Raw genomic sequence first — 12,556 nt, 5'->3', positions numbered from 1 at the left:
TAGGTGCTGACAGGTTGTTTAGAAATAATTATCCACATCGGGTGTTGATAAGATCGGGGGATGTCCGTATTATTGGAGACTCTGCACTATGTGCGCACACATACATACTTTTACTTATTGACTCGTTATGTTTGAAGATTTGTCTTCTAAAATAGAATCCGCCGTTCAATCACTGAAGGGTAAATCGAGGATCACGGATGTCAACATTGCAGAAACGGTGCGTGAAATACGCCGTGCTCTCCTTGATGCCGATGTGAACCTTGAAGTTGCTCGTAAATTCACCGATGATGTGAAAGAACGGGTGATGGGCTCCGATGTACTTACCAGTGTTAATCCCGGCCAGCAGTTTACAAAAATTGTGTTTGATGAAATGGTTACCATGCTCGGCGAAGAGCGGGTTGACCTGAATGTCGCTCAAAATCCGCCTACCGTTATATTGGTTGCCGGTCTCCAGGGGTCCGGAAAAACCACGTTCTGTGGTAAACTTGCACGGTATCTCAAAACTGAGAATAACCGCAATCCTATTCTTGCCGCGGCTGATGTATATCGCCCGGCCGCCATCAACCAGCTGAAAACACTAGCTGAATCTATTGATGTGCCCGTTTATTCCATCCAGCAAAAAGATCCGGTTCGTGTAGCAAAAGAAGCCGTATCTATGGCAAAAAGCCTGGCGCTTGATACAGTAATAATTGACACCGCCGGCCGCCTGCATGTGGATGAGAAAATGATGGACGAAGTGGCAGCTATTAAAGAAGCTGTTGAGCCCGATGAAATTCTGTTCGTTGTTGACGCCATGACAGGTCAGGATGCCGTCAACACCGCAAAAGCATTTAATGAAACAATCGATTTCGACGGCGTTGTCCTCACCAAGCTTGATGGTGATACACGCGGCGGAGCGGCTTTGTCTATTCGCCATGTGGTAAGCAAGCCAATCAAATTTATGAGTACCGGGGAGAAACTCGACGCATTGGCGCCGTTTTACCCCGACCGCCTTGCACAGCGTATTCTTGGGATGGGTGATGTTGTATCCCTCGTGGAAAAAGCCCAGAAACAATACGATGAAGATCAGGCGCAGAAACTGCAGAAGAAGATCAAATCCGACAAATTTGATCTGGAAGATTTCCTCGAACAGATTCAGAAGATCAAAAAGATGGGGAATGTTTCCGATCTTGTTGGTATGATTCCGGGTGCAGACAAAGCGATGCAGGATGCTGATTTCAGTGAAGATTCATTCAAGCCGATTGAAGCAATCATCCATTCCATGACACCCGACGAACGACAAGATCCAACACTGCTGAACGGCAGCCGGCGCAGGCGAATAGCCAAAGGATCCGGAACATCCGTTCGTGAGATTAACGAGCTGATGAAGCAGTTTACACAGATGAAGAAGATGATGAAAACAATGTCGAAAATGAACCAAATGGGCCGCGCTATGGAAGGGCTCAAAAACTTGCCGTTTGGCAAGAAATAACCGAATTAAACACACAAACCAACCAGGAGCAAATCATTGATTACGTTACGTTTACAAAGAAAAGGTAGGAAAAAGAGACCATTCTATCACATTGTGGTAGCAGATAACCGTGCACCTCGCGACGGACGCATTATCGAACGTCTCGGCCGATTCGATAATGTTAGTGAAAACAAAGAACTCACTTACGACGAAGAACGCATTATTCACTGGCTGAAAATTGGTGCTCAGCCCAGCAATACCGTTCGCAACATCTTAAAGGGTGAAGGCATTATGTATAAAATGCACCTGATGCGATGGGGCAAGAGCGAAGAAGAAATTGAAGAAGCCATCTCCGAATGGCGTGAAGCAAAAGAAGCCAGGTCAGGCGAAGAGTCTGTCAGCCGAAAAGAGCAACAGAAAGAACTTCTGAAAGCAGAAGAGAAAGAGTATAAGAAGCAGGTTGAAGAGAAAGCTGCTGCAGCTGCCAAAGAGCTCGAACGCAAAAAAGCTGAAGAAGCCAAGGCTAAAGAAGAGGAAGAAAAACCTCAAACACCTGCAGGTGAAATTGAAGCCGCTTTAGAAGAAGACAAGAAATCAGCTGAGGAAGAATCTAAAGCTGAAACTGAATCTGCTGCTGAAGAAGAAACAAAGACAGAAGCTAAACCTGAGACAGAGGCTGCCGTTGAAGAAGCTCCTGCTAAGGAAGAAGAAAAAGAAGCCGAAACTAAAGCAGATGCTGAAGAAGCCGCTGAAGTAAAGGAAGAGAAAAAAGAAGCTGCTCCGGCTGAAGAAGAATCAGAAAAAGAGGAAGAAAAAGCCTCTGCTACTGGAGAACCGGAAGAAACGAAAACTGAAGCTGCAGAAGAACCTAAGGAAGAGAAGAAGGCTGAGGCTGATGTCGATGTCGAGGAATCAGAAGAGAAGGAAGCCAAAGCTGAAGAGTCTGATACTGAAGATGAAAATGAAGCTTCAGGCCAGGTATCAACGGATATGAATGCTACTGAAGCGATTGACCATATAAAAGATACGCCTCTTGAAGAACTGGAAGGATTTGTGCCTGAGGACGAAGACCGTGTAACGGTTCAGCGCGCCTGGGAAAGCAAACAGTCCGGGGAATAATCAGGCATCAGGCGAACCTTAACCGGAGACAGCAATGAATTCCCGGTTGCATGAAATTGGGCGCATAGGCCGCCCGCGTGGACTCGACGGGTGGGTCCGGTTTGAACCGGACAGCCCATCTGCTGCCACAATGCTAAGCGAAAATCAGATCGTGTATCTTAATGACCCGCGATCCGGTTATCGTCCTCTGCGAATTGAAGATGTTTACACAGAGGAAAAAAGAAACAGAGTATCGTTCTTTGTAAAATTTGATATGATCACCAATCGAACAGACGCTGAAGAGGTTAAAGATAAAGCTATCTTTTCGGACCAGTTCGATCCCGACGCAGACATCGAGTCTATCGAAACGGATGATATAGATTATACCGGTTATGATATTATTGCTGATGACAGTGATAAATCAATCGGCTCAATTCTTGATGTAATGGAAAACCCGGCACATTCAATAATTAAAGCGAAAATCGGAAAAGGATCTCTTTTGATTCCCTTTGTTGACGAATATATATCTGATGTTGACCACGATAAACGCATCATTCGCTGCCATAATCTTGATCAGCTGATGGAGGAGGAGTAAGCAATGTTGCGAATAGATATTATATCCGCCGTTCCCGCTCTTCTGAAGAGCCCCCTCAACCACAGTATTGTGGGCCGGGCACGGGATAATGGCCATGTAGATATTCATATTCACGATTTGCGGGATTACACGGAAGACAAACATCTTAAAATTGATGACTATCCGTATGGTGGCGGTGCCGGAATGGTTTTAACACCGCAGCCTATTTTTTCCTGCATCGAATCGCTGAAAGGAGATCGTGAGTACGATGAGATTATCTTTACCGCGCCTAGTGGAAAACAGTTCGAACAAAAAGATGCAAACCGGCTCTCGGTATCTTCAAACCTGATTATCCTCTGCGGCCACTATAAAGGTGTAGACCAGCGGGTGATTGACGAGCTTATAACGGCCGAGTACTCTATCGGGGATTATGTGCTATCAGGCGGCGAACTTCCGGCGATGGTAATGACGGATGCAATTACGCGGCTCATTCCGGGTGTACTGGGTGATGCTGAAAGTGCTCTTTCCGATTCATTCCAATCCGATTTGATTGAAGGACCTGTTTACACCAGGCCATCTTCATTCCGAGGGAAAGACGTACCGGATGTATTAACTTCGGGTGATCATAAAAAAATTGAACAGTGGAGACACGATCAGTCGCTGAAACAAACCAAAGAACGGCGGCCCGATCTTTACAAGAAATTTGACAAGAATAACTAACGCCAGTAATAAAGAATAAACCAATGGATAAACTAAGATTAATCGAACAAACAGTGATGCGCGACGACCTGCCTGAATTTGTAGCAGGAGATACCGTAAATGTTCACTATCGTGTACGTGAAGGTGAGAAAGAGCGTATTCAGCAGTATGTGGGCGTTGTGATTAATGAACGCGGAAGCGGTGCTAACAAAACATTTACGGTGCGTAAGATGTCGAGCAACGTAGGTGTTGAGCGTATCTTTCCACTCTACTCTCCTTTCATCGCTAAGATTGAAGTGAAGAAACGTGGCAGTGTCCGCCGTTCTAAACTGTTTTATATCCGTGAGCGAACAGGTAAATCTGCTCGTATCCGTGAAAAGAAAGTTGCTGAAGCTCCTAAGGAAAAAAAGTAAGTTTCTTTTATTCCAGCAAACGGATTTTCAACTTCATATTATTTTTGATTCCGGAAATCCGTTTGCCTTTCTGCATCACATCAGACAATTACAATGTGGGTTCGCTCCCTTGGCTGCGAATTCATTAAACCTGTATTAATAGTCCATTGATTCATGAAATTAATTCTGTTTGGGCCTCCCGGAGCCGGCAAAGGTACGCAAGCCAAAAAAATTAGCTCTCATTACGATATCCCCCACCTATCAACCGGTAATATTTTTCGATACAATATCAAAAACCAGACCGAGCTTGGCAAAAAGGTAAAGTCTATCCTTGATGCAGGTGAACTCGTATCTGATGAGACCGTCGTTGCCCTGGTTGTAGATGAGCTTCAACATGATAAGTATGATAACGGCTACATCCTTGATGGATTCCCGCGAACTATCCCACAAGCAAAAGCGCTCGATGAACATCTGGCTTCGCAAGACGACAGCATCGACCTGTTTTTGACACTCTCTGTTCCGCAGGAAGAGCTGATCGACAGAATTCTTTCGAGAGAGGAGGGCCGGTCTGATGACACACCTGAAAAAATTAAGACACGCCTCGAAGTTTATTCAAATGAGACTGAACCCGTTTTAAACTACTATAAGAAAAAGGGGATCGTCAAGGAAATAAACGGTATGGGCTCCATCGATGAAATCTTTGAGCGGATAAAAACCGAGCTGGATAAAATTAGTTGATTTGATCGATATTTGATCAAGTTTTAAAAAATCTACTGAAGCCCGTTATTTTTATAGCGGGCTTTTTTAGTTCTATTTATGTGTATGTTATTTGACAGTTTTGGGAAAGTCCCCGCCTTTCTAAGGAGGGGATTTAGGGGTGGTTAATAAACTCAGAGTTAGCTTTAAATTTCGACTTTAGGTAATAAATATCGATACTCAACCACCCCCGGCCCCTCCTTCAAAGGAGGGGATTCCAATTATTAACGATTTACTTAATATTAGCCCTTCTCTCTCTCCAAAACAGATACAATCCCCGGCGTCACATCCATAATACTTTTAGCATCCTTAAATGGTCCCGTATCTCCTTTTACAAACAGAGGAACCGGATTGCGGGTGTGGGTTTTTGTTGAGAGATCCTCAAGGTTCCCGTGGTCGCTGGTCATCACAAGCGTATCATTATCAGCCATATTGTAGGTGATGTGCGTCAAAAACGGATCCAGAAGATCCCGGATTTGATCAGCATATTTTTTATCCATACTGTGACCCGCTTTGTCTGTAAGATAAAATTCATAGAGAACCAGGTCATACGTTTTAGCAGCGTTTATCATCCGGTCACCCGCCTCCTCTTTTGTGATCTCGGGCACTTCAAGCTTGAGATTCTCCCGCCAGACATTTTGAATAATTTCAGCCGTTATGGCTTTACCTTCAAGCAGATCCTCTACCCTGTTTAGTTCTATTCCTGCTGACCGTGCCATCATAGTTGTGGCCGTCCAGCGATCCCGTTTTTGAGCCCGTTCAAAGAAGATGTCCGGGTAGGCATTCATAAACGTCGGCTTCAATCCAAGATCCAGTACGTTATGAAACAGACTCTTTTCCTCAAGCAAAAAACGGGTGGTTGTATAGGGAAAGGGTCCGTAATGTTTTCCGGCTATTTTGGCTGCGTTTTCACCGGAGAAAAGTGTGGTCTGTCCTGTTCCGCTTTGGGGCAAACCGCTGACATCCAAATTAGCATCTATGGGTTTGTACAGAATTCCATTTTTGTTAATCTCAGCACACTCATCATGCAGACCGCCAGATTCCGTAAAATAAGAAAAGGATGACCAGTCAGACGAAGCCAACGGATTTATATCTAGGTTCTTTCCAACACCCACACCGTCAATAAAAATAAACAGTACCGACATCAGCGCTCCAGAAGTATGGTTACTGGTCCATCATTAACAAGAGACACGTTCATCATGGCTCCAAATAGGCCGGTTTCAACCGAGCCGCTGTAAATCTCAGTGAACTTATTCACCATCTGATCGAACAGCTGCTCAGCAATGTCAGGCAGAGCCGCATTAATAAAGCTTGGCCGCGTTCCTTTGCTTGTATCACCATAGAGTGTAAACTGGGGCACAACAAGAATTCCACCATTTATATCAGCGACTGATCGATTCATTTTACCGTTTTCATCCTCAAAAATCCGAAGGCTCACTATTTTATTGCAGCACCAATCAATTGTCTCCTTTGTATCCGATTCGTGAATGCCCACAAGGAGCATCACTCCCCGTTTAATAGCGCCAGTCACGTTCCCGTTAACCTCTACAGAAGAGCTGCTCACTCTCTGAACTACAATTTTCATCTGTTGATAAGTTTGTTGATAACTTTCGTTTATAGTGTGGAGAACAGAATAATAAAAAAATTCCGTTCAGTTGTTCACACCCGTCCACAATAAATAAGAATTATACACATCAAAAAAGAATAACTTTTGAAGTCGATAACTTCAATGTGCCTGTATGTAAAATTTATATAGAATTGTGGATAGTTTTCAAATTCTGATTCTAACTGATTGTTTTTATTGAATAAGTTATGCACAAAGTTATTAACAACCGGGTGTCAAGTTTGTCAGTAAAAAAGGATAAATAAGTTATCCACTTATCCACAGGCTCTACTACTATACTACAAAAATTAAAATCCCATCTTATTTGTAAACTCCTGTGGATAAGTGAGAGAAATCCTCTTAAATGATCTCTTTTTTTCTTTCTATCTTGTATGAACTTCCTAATCTAATATATTCGGTTTGACTAAAAAACAGGTTACCTACAAAGATTCTGGCGTTGATGTTGAAGCTGGTGAACAGCTGGTAAACTCTATCAAAGATGTTGTAAAAGAAACACATAACGTATCTGTTCTCAGTAATATCGGTGGATTTGGCGCTCTCTTCCAACCGGATTTTTCCTCAATGAAAGAACCGGTCCTCGTCAGTAGTGTTGATGGGGTTGGAACCAAACTGATTGTTGCATTTAAAGCGAACCGTTATGATACCGTGGGCCAGGATCTGGTTAATCACTGTGTGAATGATATTGCTGTATGCGGAGCCACTCCTCTCTTTTTTATGGATTACTTTTCTACAGGATCACTTGAGCAAAAAGTAGGTTTTGATGTGATCAGTGGTTTTGCAAAAGCGTGCAGGGAAAATGGCGTTGCTTTGATTGGCGGAGAAACAGCAGAAATGCCGGATATTTACAGTGAAGGAGAGTTTGATCTGGCCGGAACCATCGTGGGAGCCGTTGATAAATCCAAATTGATTACCGGCGATAGGGTTAAAAAAGGCGATGTTGTCATTGGCTTTAAGAGCCGTGGCCTTCATACCAATGGATACTCGCTGGCACGGAAAGTACTGTTCAGTGAATTTGATATAGCCGATTCTCCTGAGGGATTAAACGGTTCAATCGGAGACGAACTGCTGGCGATCCACAAATCATATCTTGGGCTGATTTCTTCTTTAAAAGAGATCGACGGCGTAAACGGATTTTCCCATATCACCGGTGGCGGACTCATCAGCAACACAAAACGAGTACTGCCTGAGGGATTGGATCTTGATATCGGTTGGGAAAGTTGGAACAGACCGGAAATCTTTAAGCTCATCCAGGAAACCGGTAATGTGCCTGAAAGTGACATGCGTCGTACCTTTAACCTGGGAATTGGCCTTGTGGCTATTGTATCGCCTGATGCAATTGATGAGGTGAATGAGAAAGCTTACTTAATTGATGAGGAGCCGGTAGAGATTGGAAAAGTGATTTAGTTACTGTGGGGGCTCCATACTAAGTGCTATAAGGAAGTCATGCCGCACTTTCCCGATGGGATCCCTTATGGGGGATGCGGTATCTCGCATTTCTTTCACATCTATTTGAAGCATAGTAAAATATCTACAATGGCATAGCCATAACCATTTTGTAACCCAGGGATTTATCCCTGGGTAAAGACTAAATCAGAGGATCAGAGTGCCGTTAGGCACGGATTATATATCGAACGTTATAAAAGTAAACTTGTAATCTATCTCAATTCTTTGAAGATATAACGCTTATCGTAGTTTACCCTAAACTTTTCCAACATGATTATATACTCTTCCAAAAAACTCCTTTGTTGATGATGTTTTTCCTGATTTTTTATGTATTGATACACTCCATCAATCTGAGAGCGACTATAGGAAAAGCAACCATATCCTTTCTGCCACTCAAAACGAGTTGAAGTGTACCCATTATTATTGATCCATTTTGAGGATTTAGCCTTAGCGGATTTCATAACATCTGAGATACTTATCGATGGTTTTAGCCCAAAAAAGCAGTGCATATGGTCTTCCATCCCGTTGACTATGAGAGTTTTACAGCCTGTGTCATTAATCAGATTTCCTATGACTGCCTGAAGATCTGATTTCCAGTCTTGATGAATTTGTGCCCTTCTATATTTAACTGGAAAAACCGTTTGAATATATAGTTGGTGGTAGGTGTTTGGCATAATAATACCTTGAATTGACTCTTGGTTTCTTTAAAGTGTATGAACCAAATCATAAGTAAGCCTTACACAATTATTTATTGTTGTTTTGAGATGAAGAGATTAATCGTACCGAGTGGTACTCGATGCATCGGATAGCTAAAATCACCGAAATAAATTTCGGTGTTACAAGATGAGTGTACCTGACGGTACTTTTTTTTAAAAAAAAGGGGTTTATCCTCAATGAATTATCTCTTATTCCCCTACACCAGTCGACAGAAGGGCACTCTAAAATAATGTATTGGATAAAGGATATCGCGGGTCAAAGCCCGCGATGACCTACATGTGTATATCCCTTTCTATTCATGAACGTCCACTCCGGGCACATTCTCCGGCTCATTATCCTGCCACCAGAAGTTTGGCAGTTCCCGCTGGGTCGGAAAGACCTCATCAAGTGTATTGGCTTCATACATGTAGCCGTTTTTCATGATATGCGATATATCAACTGTGTTTCGGATGTTATCCAAAGGACTGCTGTTGAGGATGACCAAGTCAGCAAGTTTACCTTCCTCGATGGATCCAAGGTCGTCATCAAGTCCGATTCCATCGGCTCCCTGAATTGTGGCTACTTTCAGGATATCATGTTGTGATATACCGCCGGCCTGCATCGCCCAAAGCTCCCAGTGGTAGCCAAGACCCTGCAGCTGACCGTGACTGCCCACACCGGCCCGCCCACCCGCTTCTACGAGATCTTTAACGAAGACTGCCTGCTCCTCAAACACGTGCTCTTCTTCCATGAACCAACCAGACGTTCGTCGACGTGTTCGTTCATCCAGATTCTGATGCGGCATAAACCGCTGTAGTTTGGACTCATCATGCGGACGCTCCACAGCATAGAAATAGTTTTCAGCCCAAGGACCGCCGTAAGCCACTAAAAGTGTAGGTGAATAGACCGTTCTTGAAAATGATACCATATCGATAACGTCATTATACAGAGGAAATACAGGGAAGGAGTGTTCATGGCCGGGGTAACCGTCAATCACCTGCGTAAGATTCTCTTTGAAGTCGAGGGCTCCTTCGGTGGTTGGCATGAGCTCCTGCTCTTTTGCCGCCTGGATAATCCACTGACGCTGTTCGCGATTACCGGCTCCATACATTTTGATAGTTTTGGTATCGTAGTATTTGCTGTAGCGGGTCAGAACATCGCGGGCATGATCCAGATCCTCAATATCTTCACTGCTGAAAACACCGGGTCCGGTTGAATAGACTCTCGGACCCATAATTTTCCCGGCATGAACCAGATCCTGGTAGGTCAACACGTCAGTTGTTGCTGTTTGCGGATCACGCGTGGTGATGACTCCATACGCAAGATTCGTCAGGTACGACCAGAACTCTCCTCGGTGCAGATTAACCGGGTGACGAAAATGAGCATGCGTATCTACAAACCCGGGGATGATGGTTTTTCCATTCATGTCCATTACTTCTGCATCGGAAGGGATAGTTATATCACCGCGGTTGCCTACTGCTGTAATGCGATTATTCTCGATCAGCAGATCAGCATTTTCAATGATTTCATCGCCATTCATGGTGATAACGGTAGCACCGCGAAGAACCAATGTACCTTCCGGGATATCACGATCGGCCATCACGGAGATATCTATCTCCATCGGCTGATATCCTTCATCTTCTTCGGTTTCCTCTTCCTCATTTTCGTCTGATTCTTCATCAGACTCAGATTCTTCCTCCGTTTCTTCTTCCATCTCTTTGGCTGCCTCTACACTATCCGAATACGCTTCTTCGGCTTCAAAATCGTAGATAACGTGAGCACTACCGATCGACCAGTGGACTTTACTGGCGTCCCAGGCCCATGCTGGAAATTGTCCGCCGATTTCTGTCAGTTTGTTTGATGGAAACTGACTTGAAGAACCACCTACACTTATATCCGGTGCTTCACCTCCAACCTGTGGGACAGTCACGACAAACAGGTCATTTCGTATTTGAGCCAGCGCCTGGTCACCTTCAGGTGCCATTCGAATCCATGATGCATTACCCCCACCGCTTTGCGATACTTCCAGAATCTCTTTCTCATCTGTTCCATCCCAGCGAATAGAAACCAGTCCGCTTCTGCCGGAAAGAAAAATCCGATCGGATCCTTTTACAAAGTGCGGGTTTCCGCGGTTATTAGTATAGGTAATAAAGTTGTTCTCACTACCATCGGCATTAATCCATATCAAATCGCTGGTTCCCTGGAAAGCAGATCGCCGGGTAGCGTTTCTGAAATCCTGTGGCTGACCTTTGATCAACACAATGTGGCTGCCGTCGTTATTCCAGACCGGATCCTGGAACACACCCTCTTCTTCATTCAACTTCTGGAGGCGTCGTCCGTTGGGACGAACTTTGTATAGTTTTCCTGTTTTGGGCGTCCATGTGACAAATGCAATCCACTCGCCATCGGGCGACCATACCGGCTGAGCCTGTGTTTCATTGAGGTCTACAAGTTTTTTTGGCTCACCATCTGGCAATTCCATGGTATACACTTCATTAAGAGCGGTAAACGCAATCATGCTTCCATCAGGTGACGGAACTGCATCTCTGATCTGTGTGATTTTAAACTGTGGCGTATCTTCGATGGGGTAATCGAAATCGAGCTCGGGTCCCAGTTCTATAGTAGCGCTGACAGAAAATGGGATTTCAGTAGCGTCTCCACCTTCAATCGGCAGTTTCCAGATCTTGCCACCATAAGAAGCAACTACGTGTTGGTTATCCGGGGTGAAAGAGATCCCGGGCAGAACATCCCGCGATGCCCTCGATTCCTGGTCATCGTGCTGAACCGGGTAGGCGAGCCAGCTTTCATCGCCCGTTTCAAGCTCCCGTTTGACTAAGCCGGTGTGCTCATCATGGCGCGTTGCATATACCAGCCACTTGCCGTCGCTTGACAAGGTTGGGCGAAACGAAGATCCATAGCGATCGGACTGAACCGTAATTTCACCCGTCTCCCGGTCGTATGTTGCTATTTGATATTGTGGCAGGCTGGCATTATAGTTCCAGGTTCCAAACCGGCGGGAGAACCAGATATAGCGATCATCGGCTCCAAACGCGCCTTCCAACATTCTAAGGTTGTCGGGCTCTTCCGTGACCGGCACTCCGGATCCGCCATCCACATGGTACATCCAGATTTTATGATTTCCGGGATCATCCTTGGAAGCAATAACATACTTGCCATCCGGCATCCACTCCGGCGACTGGTATTCATTATCCTTCCCCTTGGTAAGCTTTTCCTTCTCTTCCGTCTCAACGTCATAAATCCAGACGCCTTCCCCACCTGATGCATCAGAAATGAATACGATTTTACTGCCATCGGGACTGTACCGGGGCTGACTATCAAACTGCATACCACTGGTAATCTGAGTGGCATCACCGCCTTCCATGGGTATCGTATATAAATCGCCGAGGTAATCAAACACGATGGTTTGTCCGTTGGGACTCACATCAAGAGCAATCCAGGATCCTTCATCTAATTCAAAAGAGAACTCTCTGCCGGGTTCGAGCGGAAGTTCATTATTTTCGTCTTCAGAAGTGCTGTCGGCGTCAGCATCGCCATCCTGTGCCAGCGTTAAATGCGGAGTGAAAGCTGCTATCAAAAAGATGAGAAAATATTTTAAACTGGAAGAAAAGTGAGCGATGCGTGTCATTGTAAAAATAAATTGGATTAAGTTGAGATCAGGAATCTAACCAATTTGAGGGGTCAGCTCAATTGGTTTACAATTATATACATTAGCGTGGTGCTCGTATTCTTGGCATTAAAGTTTTAAGTACCAGTAATATTAAGTTGAAGAAGAGCTTATTTTAGAAACAAAAAGTTTCAGTGGG

General features: G+C 44.5%; 11 protein-coding genes. 7 read left to right on the top strand and 4 right to left on the bottom strand.

Translation table 11 applies throughout. The annotated features are described in order from the left end of the window. The first annotated feature begins 127 nt into the window (after window positions 1-127). The 6 genes from ffh to AABW11_RS06150 all read left to right on the top strand — a co-directional run bounded on the left by ffh (window position 128) and on the right by AABW11_RS06150 (window position 4,951). Window positions 128-1,471 carry a signal recognition particle protein gene (gene ffh / locus AABW11_RS06175; RefSeq protein ID WP_340103921.1) on the top strand — a complete coding sequence of 448 codons (1,344 nt, stop codon included), beginning with the start codon at window positions 128-130 and terminating at the stop codon, window positions 1,469-1,471. A 36-nt stretch (window positions 1,472-1,507) separates the two neighbouring features. Continuing rightward, window positions 1,508-2,569 carry a 30S ribosomal protein S16 gene (gene rpsP / locus AABW11_RS06170; RefSeq protein ID WP_340103920.1) on the top strand — a complete coding sequence of 354 codons (1,062 nt, stop codon included), beginning with the start codon at window positions 1,508-1,510 and terminating at the stop codon, window positions 2,567-2,569. 34 nt (window positions 2,570-2,603) lie between these two features. Further along, on the top strand, window positions 2,604-3,143 hold the full coding sequence (gene rimM, locus AABW11_RS06165; RefSeq protein WP_340103919.1) for a ribosome maturation factor RimM: 540 nt from the start codon (window positions 2,604-2,606) through the stop codon (window positions 3,141-3,143). 6 nt (window positions 3,144-3,149) lie between these two features. After that, window positions 3,150-3,842 (top strand): tRNA (guanosine(37)-N1)-methyltransferase TrmD, encoded by a 693-nt coding sequence (gene trmD, locus AABW11_RS06160; protein ID WP_445263744.1) that lies wholly within the window; start codon window positions 3,150-3,152, stop codon window positions 3,840-3,842. A gap of 23 nt (window positions 3,843-3,865) precedes the next feature. Further along, window positions 3,866-4,234 carry a 50S ribosomal protein L19 gene (rplS, locus tag AABW11_RS06155; RefSeq protein WP_340103917.1) on the top strand — a complete coding sequence of 123 codons (369 nt, stop codon included), beginning with the start codon at window positions 3,866-3,868 and terminating at the stop codon, window positions 4,232-4,234. A gap of 153 nt (window positions 4,235-4,387) precedes the next feature. Further along, on the top strand, window positions 4,388-4,951 hold the full coding sequence (locus AABW11_RS06150) for an adenylate kinase (protein WP_340103916.1): 564 nt from the start codon (window positions 4,388-4,390) through the stop codon (window positions 4,949-4,951). A 260-nt stretch (window positions 4,952-5,211) separates the two neighbouring features. Here AABW11_RS06150 and AABW11_RS06145 read toward each other — a convergent pair whose 3' ends face one another. Together AABW11_RS06145 and dtd are read right to left on the bottom strand one after the other, a co-directional pair. Then, the gene (locus tag AABW11_RS06145) at window positions 5,212-6,114 is read right to left on the bottom strand and encodes a hypothetical protein (RefSeq protein WP_340103915.1); all 903 of its coding nucleotides are present in this window, start codon (window positions 6,112-6,114) and stop codon (window positions 5,212-5,214) included. Continuing rightward, on the bottom strand, window positions 6,114-6,554 hold the full coding sequence (dtd, locus tag AABW11_RS06140; protein WP_340103914.1) for a D-aminoacyl-tRNA deacylase: 441 nt from the start codon (window positions 6,552-6,554) through the stop codon (window positions 6,114-6,116). Before dtd ends, AABW11_RS06145 begins: the two co-directional genes overlap by 1 nt. Window positions 6,555-6,992: 438 nt before the next feature. On the opposite strand from dtd, the gene purM reads away from it, so the two are divergent. Further along, the gene (purM, locus tag AABW11_RS06135; protein ID WP_340103913.1) at window positions 6,993-7,997 is read left to right on the top strand and encodes a phosphoribosylformylglycinamidine cyclo-ligase; all 1,005 of its coding nucleotides are present in this window, start codon (window positions 6,993-6,995) and stop codon (window positions 7,995-7,997) included. A gap of 251 nt (window positions 7,998-8,248) precedes the next feature. Here the strand turns inward: purM and tnpA are convergent, their stop codons facing one another. Both tnpA and AABW11_RS06125 read right to left on the bottom strand, forming a co-directional pair. Next, window positions 8,249-8,710, bottom strand: coding sequence for an IS200/IS605 family transposase (gene tnpA, locus AABW11_RS06130; RefSeq protein WP_340103912.1), 462 nt, complete (start codon window positions 8,708-8,710; stop codon window positions 8,249-8,251). Between the two features lie 335 nt (window positions 8,711-9,045). After that, window positions 9,046-12,378 carry an amidohydrolase family protein gene (locus tag AABW11_RS06125; protein WP_340103911.1) on the bottom strand — a complete coding sequence of 1,111 codons (3,333 nt, stop codon included), beginning with the start codon at window positions 12,376-12,378 and terminating at the stop codon, window positions 9,046-9,048. Window positions 12,379-12,556 lie beyond the last annotated feature (178 nt).

The organism is Rhodohalobacter sp. 8-1, from assembly GCF_038150125.1.
Taxonomy (GTDB): domain Bacteria; phylum Bacteroidota; class Rhodothermia; order Balneolales; family Balneolaceae; genus SW132.
The sequence above is the reverse complement of the archived record's forward strand: the minus strand, read 5'-3'. Positions and strand labels throughout refer to the sequence as shown.